This is a genomic window from Microcystis wesenbergii NRERC-220 (assembly GCF_032027425.1).
Lineage (GTDB): Bacteria > Cyanobacteriota > Cyanobacteriia > Cyanobacteriales > Microcystaceae > Microcystis > Microcystis wesenbergii_A.
This window is the reverse complement of record NZ_JAVSJA010000001.1, coordinates 4022703-4040213: the sequence shown is the minus strand read 5'-3', so window position 1 is coordinate 4040213 and position 17511 is coordinate 4022703. Positions and strand designations below refer to the sequence as shown.

Below are 17511 nucleotides of genomic sequence, written 5' to 3'. Positions count from 1 at the left end.
ATAGATCGGATGAATCAGAAACTTTGATGTTAGAGGGAATACGCCATCATCAACGCCAATTATCTGAGTAAATATGACGATTTTTCAAGGTGAGATTTATTGGATTGATTTAGGAGAACCACAAGGTTCTGAACCTGCTTATCTTCGTCCTTGTGTTGTGGTGCAAAATGATGCTCTGAATCAGTCACAAATTGGGACGGTTATTGTGTGTCCATTAACAACCAATTTGAGACGAGCAAAAGCTATTGGTAATGTTTTATTGAATGAGGGTGAAGGGAATTTACCTGAATCCAGTGTTGTTAATGTTTCACAGGTTTTCACGGTTGATAAGCGTCTTTTAACGGAGTCTATCGGAAGACTTTCTCAGGAAAAAATCAAATTAATTATTCAGGGAATTAAGTTGGTTATTGAACCTCAAGAACTCGAATAATAGGGGGTTATATAGCGCTTTTCACGTTACTGAGGTATCGACAAGTTTTGCCAACAAGGGGCTTAAGCCCCTTGCCCATGCCTCATTCTGATGAAAACTGCTATAAAAGGATTTAAAGAACCCGTTAACACAAAAAAAAGCACGAAGATAGATTACAGCATCGCCGCTCACGGTTACTTCGGAAGTTTAATACTAAATCCGTTGAGTATATGCTACTTATAAGGACAGGCAAAAAGCAAGAGGCAAAAGGGAAAAGAGGTAATAAATAATCGGTTTTTAATAACCGGATTTAGTATAACCTATCCCTAACCCTGCATCTTGAGCGGCGATCGCGTCCTGTAGGGGCGAAGCATTCGGGCATAACCTATCCCTAACCCTACTTTTTCAGCAAACCCTAGATAATTAACCCCTAAACCAATACACTTGTTCTATAGCTTGCCCCAAAAAATTCCGGAAAAGGGAATGAGGGAAAAAAAAGGGAAAAAAAGAGAAAAAGGGTTACAGAGTCCTCCCAGCACCGCACACCACCCGAAAACCGAGGTCGAAGCCGTCGATGACGAAGTAGCGGCGGTCGTTGTGGCGGCGGAAAGCGGAACGGCAGTAATAGGGAATGCTGAACCAAGAACCGCCCCGTATTTGAGAACGATTATCATCCCCATTTTTTGTCCAAGCACTTCCATTCCTCGGTGCATCCTTATAATTATCGTGCCAGGTATCGGCGCACCATTCCCAGACATTGCCGTGCATATCGTACAACCCAAAAGCGTTTGGGGGGAACTGTCCCACGGGAGTCGTTTGTTGTCGATATTCTCCTGTAGGTTCATCGGCATAGGTTTCAGTAGCTCGATAGTTAGCTAAATCTGCCGTTATCGTTTCCCCAAAATGAAAGGGTGTTTTTGTCCCCGCTCTACAGGCGTACTCCCATTCTGCCTCACTCGGTAGTCGGTATTCCCGAACCGTTAGTTTCGATAATCTTGCACAAAATTCGACGGCATCGTACCAGTTGACTCGTTCGACGGGTCTATCCCAGCGCGTGGGCGATCCCCCCCTAGCCCCCCCTTCAAAAGGGGGGGAATCGGAAGCCCCCCTTTTTAAGGGGGGTTTGGGGGGATCTTTAAAGCGGGAGGGATCAGGGTCAAGATCTCGTTTTACTTTTAAATCCGTGCGAGAGGCAATCGCTCTCCACTGAGCTTGGGTAATCGGGGTTTGACTCATGTAGAAAGCGGGGACTTTGACCAGGTGTTGTGGTCTTTCACTTCTATATCCTTCCCAACCATATTTTTTAACCAGTCTTTCAATTTCCTCATCTTCCGTTCCCATCCAGAATTCTCCTTGGGGAATATACATCATGCGGATATAGTTTTGAGCTTTTTTCTGGTTGCCAACTTCTGGAAGGTTTTCATCGTAAAAATAGGCTTTAACAGGTTTTCTCTTGATAACTTGGCCTGTTTCATTAACCAGTACCGTTTCTGCGGTAAAAAGGAAAAGGTTTTCATCGTAGGGAACAATAGCGGCTACTTCGTCTATTAAACGTTTTTGTCGGGTTCCTTCGTCTTCTGGGGAAAGTTGAAGGACATTGCCAACGTGGTTTAAATCCCCTCTAGAATAGGCGGCAATCGGTTTATTAAGCAATAACAAGGGTTCATAATCGGCTAAAGCAGCGGATATATTTTCTAATAAAGCTGTCAATCTCACAAGACGCACTCGGTTATTATTTTTGATAGCTTCTGCTAGTACCTGTCTGATTTCATTGACCGCTTGACTAGGTTTTAGGTAGGCAAGAGCTAACCATTGTTGATTTTGCCAATAAACCGATTTTGAGCAATGATCACCGATTTGTTCCTGAATATAGGTTTGTAACTGATAGGCCAGAGATTTGAGTTCCTCTGGGGTTAATTTTTCTAATAGTAGTTTACGAACATCGGGAGACATTTCATAGAGTTCTCGATCTATTTTGCGGACTAAACTGGACAGTAAAATATCAGCGATCGCATACCAAGGAGCTTGATTATTTTTATCTTGATGTTGACGCAGATAATAAAGTAAATTAGGGGATAAACTAAGGGGAAATGCCGCTCGTTCCGCTAGTTCTCTGGTGTTTGGTTCGTTTTCTTCTTCAAATAATCTTAAACGGCTTTCTGCGCTAAAAAAATCTTCATCCTCATCCCAATTATCCCCTTGTTGAAATTGATTAGGATTAAATGGAAAATGACGGGGTGGGATAGCTTCTTCTTTTAGCCATGTTATCAAGTTTTCCCAGTCCTCTGTGGTTAGTTCAAACATGGAAAAATTGGGTATATCTTCAGCTAAATCAGCAATATCCCAGGCAGTTGTCCCATACCATCGATGATAGGGTAAAGGGTTTAACCATGCGACTCGGCTAAATCTTCGGCTAAATCGTCGGATAAGGGTTTCTGTTGCGCTCAAGCGCTCTTCTACATAACGTTTTCTAGCGGCACCCGCATCACTAAGAATTAGACAACTGGTTACTTCCGGAGAATAGTTAGAGAGAACTTTGGTTAAAGATTGACTTTCCCAACCGTTTTCTTGTCGTAAAACCTCGTCTCTAATCAGATTATCAAAGTAAAAATGGGGAACATTTGCCCAAGTTTGCTTCATTATCCTACCAAATCCTGCAAAGGGAATCATCGAGTCAGAACAATCAATAAAAATTATAATTTCTCGGCGATAAAGTTGTTTCTTTTGGTAAATTATTTGATCAAAAAAACCTCGTTTAGCCGTTGCCATCACCGTAGCTTTTATATCCCAAGTTTGTCGAGGACTTTCTAGGGGTAATGGACGCAGTTGCTGCCAACTTTCTTGTAACTTAGCGATGCCAATAGGATAATAATCAGGATTATCTAGGGATGTGATTTTTTTTCGCTTTTCAATAGCTGTGGCAATTTGTGGAAATGAAGTCTCCGGTGCTATTTGTCTATCCCCCGGAGGGGTAATTTCTAATGAGTGAGATTCCCTATCATCCATCGGGTTTATGATTTTGCTAATCGATTCTTCTGGATGACGAATAGGTGTTTTTTTGGCTATTTCTATATTTATTTCTGGTTGGAATTGTAGCATCTCTGTCCAGGCCTGATCAAACTTTTCTTTTTCTTTCGGGGATTTAACCCATAAAGCTTGACAAAGAAGTTTAATTTTAGGATTCTCTAAGTTGGGATTTTCTTGAATAGCAATATCAGAATCATTGGCGAGTTTTTGAATCAGGTAATTTTCCACCCGATAATATTGTTCAATAGACAGCAGAAATCCTTCTTCGTCTCTGAGTTGATAAAATAGGTCAAGTAGGGGGGATGTCATTGGCTTTTTTAACCTCTTGTTCCATAATCTTGTAAATCAGTACGGCTTTTTAGTAAAACACTAGCGTGGGGTAATTTGTCCTCTTTTAATTTGGCGATAATTTCTTCAGGTTTGTACTTGAGCAACGATTTAAACCAGGCTATTAATTCACTGGTGCTAACTTTTTTTTCTCCTTCAGATTTAGTCTCGTCTTGTGATGTTCTCACTTCCTGAAAACGGTCCACTGCTTTGATGATAACGTCTTTTTCAGCGTCGGTAAACCGTTCGGTTAATATTTTTCTTAATCTTTCTTGGTTGGGTAGCTCAATATAGTGATAAATGCAACGTCTCAGAAAAGCATTGGGTAAGTTTTTTTCTTGATTACTGGTAATAATAATCAGAGGAAAAGCTTGATCATTTGCTTGAATTGGTTCTCCTGTTTCTTTAATGAAAAAACGACGAGATTCAATGGCTAAAAGTAAATCATTAGGAAAATCTCGATCCGCTTTATCTATTTCATCAATTAATACTACCGATTGTTCTTGCTTATCTTGACTTTGTTTAAATGCTTTACCCAAGGGTTGTAAATCAACCCAATCTTTTGAAGTAGCTGGATTTTTTTGCTTTGAAGTAGCTGGATTTTTTGGCTCAGAAAAAGATTCTTCTATTTCTTTTTTTCTTAAAATTCCGCTAATTTGAGCAGCTTGTAAACGGCCAATATAATCATATTGATAGAGACTATCTTCCGCTTTACTTGTAGATTGAACTATCCACTCATAATATTTTATAGGATTACTTTCCTGACGATAATTAAATTCATAAACTAAGGCATGAGCTAGACGACTTTTGCCACATCCCGGCTCACCTTCTAGTAACAAAGGCATTCCCAATTCAATAGCCAAGTTAACAACTTCTATTAACTCATCACCTGCGTCATAGGGATAAATTTTCTGTTGAATCGGTTCATAATAAAGTCCCGATTTAGGTTGAATTTCTCCCCTGTAAGTTAAGGATAGTTTATCCATCTATTTTCCCTCGATAATTGTCCTTGAAATTGTTGATAAAAAGCTTTCAGTGTGTCTTCTATCTTGCCTTCATTGCTATTTTGCCATAATTCCTGCAAGGTAGATTTAAATAAGTCTGTGGTTTCATCCTGTAAGTCACAACCCAACTGAAGTTGTTGAGCAAAAGTAGGAATAATTTTCTGAAAAGACCGTTGTTCAAAGCAAGAGTCAATCTGTAAGCGGTGAATAGGACTTAATTCTGATAATCTGTCCTTATCTCTCCAATCATTCCCTTCTCCATAATCTAACCAAATCATTAATAAAAAGCCTTTAATGGGACTATTTTGTATTTTACGAGCGTTGGTAATTAAGTTTTGCCAAAATGAATCAATGTCTTTTAAACGGGAAAAGTCTGCACAATCAATTCCTTCAAAAATCAAACATAAATTATTAGTCTTTAAATTTTTAATTCCTCCAGAATTATTGAAAAAATGTTCATGAAGACTATAGCTATCCCATTCTTCTTGACCATCTCCTTGAAATTTAAAAACAATAGGTTTAACTGGCAAATTATTAGTGATCAAGATTTCTTTTTCTAAACGACGCAAACACAAAACACGATATTGATGAGGACAAGGGGGAATATAAATACTGCCTTCTCGTAAAGGTTTAGCAGCTATTGAACTGGTAAAATTTACTAGATTAGTATAATTAAATTTTGTCAAAACACGATAAATCTTTTCATTATTTGTTCGTTGATCTTTTGGGTTTTGATGATGAAGTTGACAACATTGTAAGCTTTCAAAATCTAGGCCTAATACTTCGCAATAAGCTTGAACAATATAAGATTGTTTAGCGGTTCGCCCTTTTTTTCCTAGTCCATATTCTTTTTCAGTACAAAACCGCAAACTAGGTCCAGATATGCCAATTACCTTTAAAATAGACTCATTTAATAAATGGTTTATATCCTCATAAAAGGTTAAATGAATTGAATTATCATTAATATCTTCAATTCTGGTTGTATTTATTTTATTTTGATTAATGTACGCTCTTTTCTTCTCATTTTCAAATCCTTGAAACTTAGATTTATTTTGTAAGTACAATTTCTTACCCTTTGGTTTTAAAACCTCTTTAGTTGCTCCAGATTGTGGCTGAGATTCTGTCATCCAAGCTTTCAAAACATTTAATGGAATGGTATAACTGGAAGTTTCTGTTCGACTACGGTATTCTTCGAGAAATGCCTCAAGTAACCATCGACTTGCTTCTATTAATATTTGCTCTGTTTTCTCCGAAGCACAAGAATAGGTTCCCTTATAAGCATCTTTAGCCTTACGAAGGGTTTCTACATCTTCATCCCATAATCTGATTTCGCCAGACCTTAACATAAATCTCGTCAAACGTCAACCTACCATCTGATCCACTTTTTGATCCCCTTTTGCCAGCATTTGCTGAAAGCATTTTAATCAACTTGTCCTCAAAAAACAAGCCCTAAGGCGAAAGGAGCAAAATCTATGAATTTCTGGCAAAAACATAAAGCGGACATTGACGTGATTTGCCGCATCATCACCACTTTAACTGCCTTGGCTAGTTTGGGTGTTCAGGTGGGAGAGTTAAAGATTCCCCAAAGCGAGATTCTTCCCCCTATGACTGAGGTTCAATTGGAAGCGGGGAAAAACACTCACCCCCACTAAATGAAGATAAATGCTAGGGATTGAAGCACATTACCTGAAATAAAGGCCGATGTGCTTTTTTCATGAGACTGGACCAAAACGAGGGTGAGTTAATAAGATAACCCACCCTGAAAGAGATTTAGCGATCAACTGACCCCATAATAATATCAATACTGCCTAAAATCGCCATAATATCGGCAACTTTTACCCCTTTGAGGATATGAGGCAGAATTTGAAGATTATTAAAATCGGCGGCCCGAATTTTCCAACGCCAAGGGAAAACATCATCATTACCGACGATAAAGATACCTAATTCCCCTTTACCACTTTCCAAGCGCACATAATGTTCACCTTTAGGAATCTTAAAAGTGGGGGCGACTTTTTTGGCGATATATTGATAGTCAAAATCATTCCAAGCTGATTTTTTCCCTTCTGCCATCCGTTTTGCTTCCAGATTTTCGTAGGGACCACCGGGTAAACCTTTCAGTGCTTGCCGGATAATTTTCACCGATTCGCGCATTTCCCGAATCCGCACCAGATAACGAGCAAAACAATCGCCGGCGGTTTCCCAATGCACTTCCCAGTCAAAATCGTCGTAACACTCGTAATGGTCAACTTTTCTTAAATCCCATTTCACCCCGGAAGCGCGTAACATCGGACCGGATAAACCCCAGTTAATCGCTTCGTCTCTGGTAATGCAGCCTATCCCTTCAATACGACGGCGGAAAATCGGGTTATTAGTGATTAATTTCTCGTATTCGTCCACTTTTGGGTCAAAATAGTCACAGAAATCCTCGCACTTATCCACCCATCCGTAGGGTAAATCCACCGCCACGCCACCAATACGGAAATAATTGTTATTAATTAACCGCATTCCCGTGGCAGCTTCCCAGAGGTCATAAATCATCTCCCGTTCCCGGAAAATGTAGAAAAAGGGAGTTTGTGCGCCTACATCCGCCATAAAGGGGCCTAACCAGAGTAAATGGTTAGCGATGCGGTTGAGTTCCAACATAATCACCCGGATATATTGCGCTCGTTTGGGAACGGCGATATCGGCTAATTTTTCGGGAGCATTGACCGTAATCGCCTCGTTAAACATCCCTGCGGCGTAATCCCAACGACTAACGTAGGGAACGTACATGACATTAGTGCGATTTTCGGCAATTTTTTCCATGCCCCGATGAAGATAACCGATCACGGGTTCACAGTCAATCACGTCTTCCCCGTCAAGGGTGACGATTAAGCGTAAAACTCCGTGCATTGACGGGTGATGGGGTCCCATGTTTAAAACCATGGGTTCTGTTCTCGTTTCAATTTTTGCCATAGGGCTACCGATGATCCCGAAAATCTTTTTAAAGTTATTTTGACACTCTCCGCCTTAAAAGTGCGGAGATTCTTGGGCTGAATCCTGCCTCTACCAGCAAAGCTAATTTTGGTCTTACAGTTTCATGTCTAGTCCGACTACACCTATAAGGCAAGCACTCCTATAGACTACTCCCCAAGCGTAAATTTCTGTGTGTCCCACAGTATTTAATTGTTTTGCGTTCTGACAGTTTGGACTTAATTGAACACCATTGACTGTTAGAAATTTTGAGATCACGGAGTAGGACGTTTAACCTGTTTCCTCACGTTCTCACGGTCGGCAACCTATAGTCACTTTAGCACAAAGCCGTCTTAAAAGGACGGGGTTTTCCACCCAAATTTGCGATAAGTAAACGTCTTGACAATACACAAGAAAAGCGAGAAGCTTTCAGGCTGGCACCAGGGCGAGTCAGGGGTGAGTCGATAGGACCAGCAATTGCCCCAGAACCGATGCGTCAAAAGCTGATGAGTAATCCCCTTAGGTGACACTTTGAAACAATTGTGGCCAATCGAGATTGGGTGCGTCTGAGGGAGCAACAATTTCGAGAATTTTATTGTTAGCGGCTGGATAAAATAGGGATTCTACGCAAACGGAAGCCACTTTCGTGCGGGGAATATTGCCCTCAGACAGGGTATCGGCGGATGACATTTTAATGGCATTAAGATTATCCTCATTTTTAAGGCCTCCGGGTCGCACGATCGTGTAGGTTAAGCCACTATTGATTAAATAGGCTTCCGCTTGTTTTTTCCAGAATAAAATTAACCAAAAGAGATTGAGGGGGTGGAAAAAGTTCGATACACAGAGGGAAGTAACCAGAACAAAATGTTCGATTCCTTTCTTTTTGGCGGCATCGATGAGATTTTTAGTTCCCAAGTAGTCCACTAACAAAGGTTCCGTGGGATTAAAACTCGGTCTGGCTCCCGTGGCGCATAGCAAAACGCTACAATCAGCGATTAGTGCCTCTAACTTATCGGCCTGTTGGACATCTCCGACGACGATTTCCACCCCTGCTGGCAAAATCTCCGCCGCTTTCTCGCGGTTTCTCACCAAAGCGCGCACGGGAATCTGACGTTCGACTAATTGGGCAACGATTCGCCGTCCCGTTTCCCCTGTGGCTCCTGCTACAAATGCTTTCATCGCTTCTTGACCAAATAGTTTTTAACAATACGTTACACTAATCTCGATTCTACAAATTTCCCCGATCCTTTGGTGGTTAATCGCCAACTTTTTCTAACAGTATCATTTTCCAGGTTTATAAGTCATGCAGCGTCCCCCCATTAACTCCCTAGCTCTCGAATCTGTAGAAGTCAAAGAAGACAATCAATTTCTCGGTTTTCAAACCCATTTTGCCGGAGCCATGGATATGTATAGCAATCAGGACACGGTTGCCGATTATCTCCGCGCTCACGAAGGTTGGTTTTGTCGTTGTGCCGAACCGATGAAAACTCTGCCCTTCGGTGACAATGGTTATATTATCACCATCGGTAAATATGGTGCTTTTGGCTATGAAGTGGAGCCGAAAATCGCTGTGGTTCTGGAGCTGCCCGTCAATGGAGTCTATCATACTCGCAGTGTCCCCATTCCCGATCAACCGTTTTTGGGCTATCTAGTGGATTATCAGGCAATTATGAAACTAGAGGAAATGCCGCTATCTTCTCCTAGTCGGGAAATTGAGGCAATTTTTCGGCAACAGGGACGGGATATTCCGGCGGTTATCACCCAAATCACCTGGGAACTACAGATGGATGTTATGGTTAAGTTTCCCAAGTTTATTTATAAGATTCCCCGTTCAATTCTCCAAAAAACCGGTGATAAACTGTTGACGCAAATTGTTCGCCAAGTTTCCCCCCGCTTAACCTACAAAGTTCAAGAGGATTTTCACTCTAGCTTTAATTTACCCCTACCCCCTGCCTCCAGTCGTCTTTTCTACCGTCTCGACTCCTGCGAGGGTGGGTTGCTTGCATAGGGTTTGGGGAGTCTGTCAACAGTAATCAGTAGAGCTTGCTGATGGGAAACCAAGGAAAAATAAAGATTTGCTAACGGTGCTGGTCAGTCTAAGCTAGAATGTTAAGAAATGTTTACTCGTAAAAATAAACCTAAGACTACTTCAATATTTTATGTCTCTGCCTATCCGTAACGTTGCTATCATTGCTCACGTTGACCACGGGAAAACCACCCTCGTCGATGCACTCCTCAAACAGTCGGGAATCTTTCGAGAAGGGGAAGATGTACCCACCTGCGTCATGGATTCCAATGACCTCGAAAGAGAACGCGGTATCACCATTCTGGCCAAAAATACCGCCGTTCGTTACCAAGACACCCTGATTAACATCGTCGATACTCCCGGTCACGCCGACTTTGGTGGCGAAGTGGAACGGGTTTTAGGCATGGTGGACGGTTGTATCCTGATTGTCGATGCTAACGAGGGGCCGATGCCCCAAACCCGTTTTGTGCTGAAAAAAGCCCTAGAAAAGGGATTAAGACCGATTGTCGTGGTCAATAAAATCGATCGCCCTAACGTAGATCCTAACCTAGCCGTGGACAAAGTTTTCGATCTGTTTGTGGAACTGGGCGCCGATGACGACCAATGTGATTTTACTACTCTGTTCGCTTCCGGGATGCAAGGATTCGCCAAAGAAAGCCTCGAAGACGAAGACAAAGATATGCAGCCCCTGTTTGAGGCGATTTTACACCACGTTCCACCACCGGCCGGGGACGTTAACAAACCCCTACAGCTGCAAGTAACCACCCTCGATTACTCGGAATACTTAGGACGCATCGTTATCGGCCGCATCCATAACGGCGTAATTAAAGCTGGTCAACAGGCGGCTTTAGTAAAGGATACGGGCGCGGTTGTCAAGGGTAAAATAACAAAACTTCTTGGTTTTGAAGGCCTCAAACGGGTGGAACTAAACGAGGCCAGCGCCGGTAATATCGTTGCTGTGGCTGGTTTTGCCGACGCTAACATCGGGGAAACGGTAACTTTAGCCGATGACCCGCAAGCTTTACCCCTAATTAAAGTCGATGAACCGACCCTACAAATGACCTTCTCGGTGAACGATTCTCCCTTTGCCGGTCAGGAAGGCACTTTTGTCACCTCGCGGCAAATTCGCGATCGTCTAATGCGAGAATTAGAAACTAACGTCGCCCTGCGGGTGGAAGAAAGTGATTCTGCCGAGAAATTCCTGGTTTCGGGACGGGGGGAACTGCATTTAGGCATTCTCATCGAAACCATGCGTCGGGAAGGCTACGAATTCCAAGTATCGCAGCCGCAAGTTATCTATCGGGAAATTAACGGTCAACCCTGCGAACCCTACGAATACCTCGTTTTAGATGTACCCGAAGAAGCGGTGGGTTCCAGTATCGAACGTCTCGGCCAACGGAAAGGGGAAATGCAGGATATGCAGACGGGCAGCAATGGCCGCACTCAATTGGAATTCGTGATTCCGGCCCGGGGTTTAATCGGTTTCCGGGGCGAATTTATCCGTCTGAGTCGCGGTGAGGGGATTATGAACCATAGTTTCCTCGAATATCGTCCTTTCTCTGGGGAATTAGCCACCCGTTATAATGGCGTGATTACTGCCTTTGAGGAAGGAGTCGCCACTTTCTACGCCCTCAAAAACGCCGAGGACCGGGGGGTATTCTTTATTACTCCGGGGACAAAAGTGTATAAAAACATGATTATCGGCGAAAGCAACCGGCCCCAAGACGTGGAGATCAATATCTGCAAAACTAAACAGTTAACCAACCATCGTTCCGCCACCGGGGATGAATTGGTTCAGTTACAATCCCCCGTGGATATGAGTCTCGAACGCGCCCTCGAATACATCGGACCAGATGAGTTGGTGGAAATTACCCCGAAATCGATCCGTCTGCGTAAATTACCGGTGAAAAAGTTAGCCAAACGTTAATCGGTTTTGACAAAATCCGGCGGCAATTTGGCCATGGCCATTGCCGCTAAAAGGGGCAGCAATGGCTCGAAGATGATCGGTAATTGGTTAAGATTGAGATCTAACAAAGAAATCCACTCAGATTTTCAACAAAACTGAGATGATAGAAAAAAGTGCCTTGAGTTTGAGGGTAAAGAATCTGCTGTGAGCTATTCTGCTACTTTGATGCGACATCCGATGTTTCCCGCCGCGTCGGACAGCAATCGTCTTCGTCTCTTTTCGGGATCCGCTAATGTATCTCTTGCCCAAGAGGTGGCCCGTTATCTGGGTATGGATGTGGGTCCGATGATTCGTAAACGTTTCGCCGATGGTGAATTGTACATCCAGATTCAGGAATCGATCCGGGGCTGTGATGTCTATTTAATTCAACCCTGTTGCAATCCCGTCAACGATCATTTGATGGAATTGTTGATCATGATCGATGCCTGTCGTCGTGCTTCTGCCCGACAAATTACCGCCGTAATTCCCTATTATGGTTATGCTCGCGCCGATCGCAAAACCGCCGGCCGGGAATCGATCGCCGCTAAACTGGTGGCTAATCTGATCACGGAAGCGGGGGCAAGTCGCGTGCTGGCCATGGATTTGCATTCGGCCCAAATTCAAGGTTATTTCGATATTCCCTTCGATCACGTTTACGGTTCCCCAGTGGTGGTGGACTATCTTCTCAGTAAACAATTACCCGATATCGTCGTCGTCTCTCCCGATGTGGGTGGGGTGGCTAGGGCGCGGGCTTTTGCCAAAAAACTCAATGATGCGCCCCTAGCAATTATTGATAAACGCAGGCAAACCCATAATGTGGCGGAAGTGATGAACTTGATCGGCGATGTTAAGGATAAAACGGCGGTTTTAGTCGATGATATGATCGATACGGCCGGTACGATCGCCGAAGGGGCGCGGTTACTGAAAGCCAAGGGGGCGCGACAGGTTTATGCTTGTGCCACCCATCCGGTTTTTTCCGGTCCTGCGATCGAGCGTTTATCCAGTGGCATAGTCGAGGAAGTGATCGTTACTAACACGATTCCCGTGCCGCAAGAACATTTTTTCCCGCCACTGAAAGTCTTGCCGGTTGCCCCGATTCTGGGTGAGGCAATATGGCGCATCCATGAGGACAATTCCGTGAGTAATATGTTCAAATAGATGGCCGAATCCCCCTAGTTTTAGGGGGAATTTTCATATTTATTTTCTTGACATTAATTCTGATTTGTGGCAGCGTCGGGGTTGTCAAGTCCTCCCAGACGCTCAAAGGGCCAAAAACGCACCACGGCGCGACCGATTAAGTTTTCCCGGGGAACGAAGCCCCAAGCGTGGGAATCATAACTATTATTGCGATTATCGCCCAAAACCAGATATTGATCGGGGGGAACTGTCACCGGTCCGAAAGCATAATTAGGTTCTTCGGCGATATATTTTTCCGCTAAAACTTTACCGTTGACGTAAACTAGACCGTTTTTGACTTCCACCTTATCCCCCGGCAGTCCAATCACCCGTTTAATAAAAGCATCGTGAAAATTTTGAGCTTTCAGAGCGGCTGTCGGACTAAAAACCACGATATCACCCCGTTCTGGCTTATGAAAATGATAGCTAACTTTCTCGATAATTAGGCGATCGTTAATCTGGAGAGTGGGTTCCATGGAAGAAGAGGGAATATAACGGGCCTCGGCCACAAAAGTGCGGATGCCAAAAGCCAAAATTCCAGCCGTGACAATGGTTTTAACTGCTTCTAGCCAAGGGTTTTCTTGGGGGACGGGAGGAGGAGAGGGTTTTTCGGATTTATGGTTCAAGCTTTCAGCCATAGAATTTTAACTTTTGAGAAGGATTAAGCTAATGCGCTCTTTAATTTTCTAGTTTAGTGATAAGTAGGTAGGTGTTAAAAATTGTCAGACACCCCCCTTATTAAGGGCGGATCAAAGGCAAAATCTATCTTATATTATATTTAATTATAACTACTTACTTAGTAGCACCGTAAACAATATTTTAAGACAATTTTCCTACATCTACCGGATCACTGTTAATTTGTCAAGGCCGCATCCTGCCGCCTGAAGGGGAATTTCCTCGGGGGGTAGAAAAAGGTAAGATTAGTCCCATTGCTGACGAGATCGAAACTCCTGCTAGTACCATCATAGACGCGGGGGGCCTGACTTTGTTGCCCGGTGTTATTGGTCTACTGCATTTTCGCCCACTGGGATGTTTACAAAAATTCCCGAATGATCGATTGAAAACTTGGATATTAATCTACAAAGCGACTAGATCTATGTTTGCACAAATTCCCGAACGCTCGATGCACTATCTGCGATGGGTTGTTACCATCGCTTGGTTAATTCTGATATTTTCTCTGTTTTTTGACCCGATTTCGGCACAATTAACCGATCCTAACAATCTTTCTAGTCCCCTGAGAGTTGATCCCGATGTGTGCATTAAAGTCCAGGGAGTTTGCCTATCCCAATCCTCCTATCAGTTAGGTGCGCCGATTTTTTGGGGAATAGTGGTTCCCAGTGGCATTTTTATCTTATTAGTATTCGGTCACGAACTCTGGCGGCGGATCTGTCCTTTATCCTTTCTTTCTCAAATACCACGCGCTTTGGGTAAACAGCGTCAGAAAAAACAGACCGATAAATCGGGGAAAGTCCGCTATGAAATCTATAAAGTGCCGAAAAACTCTTTTTTAGCCCGTAATTATCTCTATCTACAATTAAGTCTGTTATTTTTGGGTTTATGCGGACGTATTCTCTTTTATAATTCCGATCGCTTAGTACTGGGTAGCTTTTTAATCTTGACTATTCTAGCGGCGATCTTTGTGGGTTATTGGTATGGGGGCAAATCTTGGTGTAACTATTTCTGTCCCATGAGTCCAGTTCAAAAGATTTACGGTGAACCGAGGGGTTTACTAAATAGTACCGCTCACGAAGACAGTCGCGGTGGCATTACTCAATCCATGTGTCGCATTGTCCGGGAAGATGGTAGCGAACAAAGTGCCTGTGTTGCCTGTCAGAGTCCCTGTATCGATATCGATGCGGAAAGGTCCTATTGGGATGGGATTACTAACAGCGATCGTCAATGGCTTTATTACGGTTATTTTGGCTTAGTTTTTGGCTATTTTATCTATTATTACCTTTATGCTGGCAATTGGGACTATTATTTCTCTGGAGCTTGGGCGCACGACGAAAATCAACTAGAATCCCTCTTTAAACCGGGTTTTTATCTTGCTGGTCAGGCAATTGCGATTCCGAAGTTGGTAGCTGTTCCCTTAACTTTGGCAATCTGCACTTTTTTGGGTTACTTTCTCGGTAAAAAAGTGGAAAATGCCTATAAAGTCTATAGAATCCGTAAAAAGTCGCCTTTAACTACGGAAATTATCCGTCATCGAGTCTTTACTGTCGGAACTTTTCTGATTTTCAATTTCTTCTTTATTTTCGGTGGTCGTCCTTTTATTAATCTTTTGCCAAAATTTTGGCATTATTTCGCTAGTATTTTACTGGCGGTTTTGAGTAGTTTATGGTTATATCGCACCTGGACAAGGGATCCGGGTCGTTACCAACGGGAAGGACTAGCGGGAAGATTGCGTAAACAGTTGGGTAAACTGGGTCTCGATACGGCTAAATATCTCGATGGGCGATCGCTGGAAGCTTTGCAGGCGGATGAGGTGTATGTATTGGCCAAGATACTGCCGGATTTCACCCACCAGAAGCGTTTAAAAGCCTATAAAGCCGTGTTAAAAGAGGCTTTGGAGGAGGGATATACTGACTTCGGCCACAGCCTCGAAATCCTGCAACAAATGGGCCTAGAGTTGACGATTACCGAGGCAGAACATCAGGCAATTTTAACGGAGTTGGGTGTGGAATCGGCCGAACTTCTCGATCCGGAAAAGCAGTATAGTCGCGAGGATTGGTTGCGTTTGCAGAGTTATCGCGATGCTTTGTTAGAAAGTCTCTTGGTGACATGGAAAAAAGACCCCGATCGCCGGGTGGGATCGGAATTGCTGGAAGTGTTAACCGGTAAGAGTTCCAGGGAAGCGATCGAGCATTTATTGACGGAATTGCCGGCCGCGGAAACGGAAACTGTCGAGTCTTTGCGTCGCCAGTACGGAGTTACCGGTCAGGAGGAGGAAACGATTCTCCATCGTCCTCTGGCCCGTCAATTATGGCGAAATATCGCCCGTGCTTTTCAGGTCTTCGATCGTCTATCTTTTAGTAGTGACAGCGATCGTGATCAACAGGAAAAAATTTTATTGCAAAGATTCCAGCTATTCGATAGTGATGGTTCGGGACAAATTAGCCTTGAGGAGTTAAAAGCTTGTCTTCAGGCGATCGAACCGGGGGTGACAGACAAGGAAATCGAAGCTATGTTACAGCAGGCCGATACAAGTCGCGATAATCAGATTAGTTTTCCGGAGTTTCGCGACCTACTGCACCAATTCCATAAATAAACTGTCTTCAGTTAAGGAGTCTTTATTTTCCCTGACTCCTTATTCCTTAAAAAAATAGCTGTTCGCAGGCAGGCACGGATTCCCATTATACTAGAAAGTATAAGGCAAGTTGAGGAATTTTGTCAAGCCTTTTTAAGCAACTTTATTTCTATTTGTCTATCTACGCTTCACAATAAACCGCGATAGCGGATAAAAACGAGGATTACTGCCCAGGAACCTAAAGCTACTTTAACGGCGACTAAAATGTTTAGTATCGGCAAAATGCCGCCACTAAATAGCGCTCCTAATTCCCCGTGGGGTAACTCAAATCCTGAGAGAGTAATGGCGGCTAAAACAATAAAAACTAAGACGGAAATTTTCTCCCATGTTGCCGCTTGCCAACGGCGATAAATTGCTTGCATCCATTCGGGAGACGAGGTAATTGCTATTAAACCAATTGCTGTACCTCCGGCGACTCCGGCGGCAAAACCTCCCCCCGGACTTAAATGTCCGCGGATAGCTAATTCAATGCCCACTAAAGCGGTAATTGTTGCCCCTAAACGGGCTAAAATAATTGAAGGTTGGTCGGTAAATTGATGGATTTTGCTGGCGGGGTTTTCGGTGGCTAAAAGAAAATTCGCCCCCATAATGGCAATGGTAAAAACAACCACTTCATAGATAGTATCGTAGAGACGATTACGAAAAATAACCACCGAAACCGCATTAGGAACACCGCCGTCGCGCACCAGGGATTCAACAATTTCTAAGGATAATACAGGGGAAGCAGTATTCGGAATAATTACCATTTTGACAGCGAAGGCAATAGCGGCTAGAGTATAAATCCATTTCATTAGTGTTTCTCCTCTAATTTTCGGGTTTCAATACAGGTTAAAATCGTGTTTGCTGCCGTTAATTCATTTTTAAAAATATCGTAGAGATAGGGTAATCTAATTGTGGTTTCGTAGGGGATAGTTTCTGGATTGTCTTGACGGATACAGACGGCATGAACATCTTTATCCCTAAGTGCCTGTTGCAAAGCTTGTTTATCACTGTAGGCAACTAATTCTAAACGCATAAAACGCTTACTTAAAACCGTTTGTAGTTGAGTTTTTAACTGTTCTAAAACTGTATCGGTTTCCTCGGCAATTACTCCTAAACGCATCACTAAAGAGGAACGAATCGCCACCGCGTAGAGAGTTACAGCTAACATGGTTCCCATCAAAGCTTCGGTTAAAGACACATCTGCTGCCCCTAATAAAGCATAAACTAAGGCTGCTATTGCCCCTAAAACCCCGCGAATTACTAAAGCTTGGTAGGGATTGGATTGTAACATCACCATCGCCGCAGTTAAAGGCAAGAGGGCAACAATAACATAGAGATAACTTTCATTCATCTTTA

14 protein-coding genes are annotated in these 17511 nt (G+C 43.2%); 6 read left to right on the top strand and 8 right to left on the bottom strand.

All coding sequences use genetic code 11. The annotated features are described in order from the left end of the window. The first annotated feature begins 73 nt into the window (after window positions 1–73). Entirely contained in the window at window positions 74–430 is a 357-nt protein-coding gene (locus tag RAM70_RS19540; protein WP_045358166.1) for a type II toxin-antitoxin system PemK/MazF family toxin, read from the top strand. 498 nt (window positions 431–928) lie between these two features. Here the strand turns inward: RAM70_RS19540 and RAM70_RS19535 are convergent, their stop codons facing one another. The 3 genes from RAM70_RS19535 to RAM70_RS19525 are packed head-to-tail and all read right to left on the bottom strand — an operon-like array spanning window position 929 to window position 6113. Continuing rightward, window positions 929–3745: an SUMF1/EgtB/PvdO family nonheme iron enzyme gene (locus RAM70_RS19535; RefSeq protein ID WP_312675216.1), complete on the bottom strand. Its 2817-nt coding sequence runs from the start codon at window positions 3743–3745 to the stop codon at window positions 929–931. Window positions 3746–3753: 8 nt separating this feature from the next. Beyond that, window positions 3754–4749 (bottom strand): AAA family ATPase, encoded by a 996-nt coding sequence (locus RAM70_RS19530; protein WP_312675214.1) that lies wholly within the window; start codon window positions 4747–4749, stop codon window positions 3754–3756. Next, complete coding sequence (locus tag RAM70_RS19525) at window positions 4731–6113, bottom strand: hypothetical protein (RefSeq protein WP_312675211.1); 1383 nt, start codon at window positions 6111–6113, stop codon at window positions 4731–4733. The genes RAM70_RS19530 and RAM70_RS19525 overlap by 19 nt, the downstream gene beginning before the upstream one ends. A gap of 126 nt (window positions 6114–6239) precedes the next feature. Between RAM70_RS19525 and RAM70_RS19520 the strand changes: the two genes are divergently transcribed. After that, window positions 6240–6419 carry a hypothetical protein gene (locus RAM70_RS19520; RefSeq protein WP_045358933.1) on the top strand — a complete coding sequence of 60 codons (180 nt, stop codon included), beginning with the start codon at window positions 6240–6242 and terminating at the stop codon, window positions 6417–6419. 118 nt (window positions 6420–6537) lie between these two features. Here the strand turns inward: RAM70_RS19520 and RAM70_RS19515 are convergent, their stop codons facing one another. Beyond that, entirely contained in the window at window positions 6538–7722 is a 1185-nt protein-coding gene (locus RAM70_RS19515; RefSeq protein ID WP_002754423.1) for an NAD(P)H-quinone oxidoreductase subunit H, read from the bottom strand. Between the two features lie 516 nt (window positions 7723–8238). Further along, window positions 8239–8898 carry an SDR family oxidoreductase gene (locus RAM70_RS19510; protein ID WP_045358937.1) on the bottom strand — a complete coding sequence of 220 codons (660 nt, stop codon included), beginning with the start codon at window positions 8896–8898 and terminating at the stop codon, window positions 8239–8241. 124 nt (window positions 8899–9022) lie between these two features. On the opposite strand from RAM70_RS19510, the gene RAM70_RS19505 reads away from it, so the two are divergent. The 3 genes from RAM70_RS19505 (at window position 9023) to RAM70_RS19495 (ending at window position 12848) form a co-directional block, all read left to right on the top strand. Continuing rightward, the gene (locus RAM70_RS19505) at window positions 9023–9727 is read left to right on the top strand and encodes a DUF1997 domain-containing protein (protein WP_045358939.1); all 705 of its coding nucleotides are present in this window, start codon (window positions 9023–9025) and stop codon (window positions 9725–9727) included. Between the two features lie 151 nt (window positions 9728–9878). After that, window positions 9879–11672: a translational GTPase TypA gene (typA, locus tag RAM70_RS19500; RefSeq protein ID WP_002796752.1), complete on the top strand. Its 1794-nt coding sequence runs from the start codon at window positions 9879–9881 to the stop codon at window positions 11670–11672. 204 nt (window positions 11673–11876) lie between these two features. Continuing rightward, window positions 11877–12848, top strand: a complete 972-nt coding sequence (locus tag RAM70_RS19495; protein WP_045358941.1) for a ribose-phosphate pyrophosphokinase — start codon at window positions 11877–11879, stop codon at window positions 12846–12848. Between the two features lie 53 nt (window positions 12849–12901). On the opposite strand, the gene lepB is transcribed toward RAM70_RS19495, so the two are convergent. Next, complete coding sequence (gene lepB, locus RAM70_RS19490; protein WP_045358943.1) at window positions 12902–13504, bottom strand: signal peptidase I; 603 nt, start codon at window positions 13502–13504, stop codon at window positions 12902–12904. A gap of 458 nt (window positions 13505–13962) precedes the next feature. Between lepB and RAM70_RS19485 the strand changes: the two genes are divergently transcribed. After that, window positions 13963–16134, top strand: coding sequence for an EF-hand domain-containing protein (locus RAM70_RS19485; protein ID WP_312675207.1), 2172 nt, complete (start codon window positions 13963–13965; stop codon window positions 16132–16134). Window positions 16135–16301: 167 nt separating this feature from the next. Here the strand turns inward: RAM70_RS19485 and RAM70_RS19480 are convergent, their stop codons facing one another. Together RAM70_RS19480 and RAM70_RS19475 are read right to left on the bottom strand one after the other, a co-directional pair. After that, window positions 16302–16964, bottom strand: coding sequence for a Na(+)/H(+) antiporter subunit B (locus RAM70_RS19480; protein WP_045358947.1), 663 nt, complete (start codon window positions 16962–16964; stop codon window positions 16302–16304). Beyond that, complete coding sequence (locus RAM70_RS19475) at window positions 16964–17506, bottom strand: DUF4040 domain-containing protein (RefSeq protein ID WP_045358949.1); 543 nt, start codon at window positions 17504–17506, stop codon at window positions 16964–16966. Before RAM70_RS19475 ends, RAM70_RS19480 begins: the two co-directional genes overlap by 1 nt. Window positions 17507–17511 lie beyond the last annotated feature (5 nt).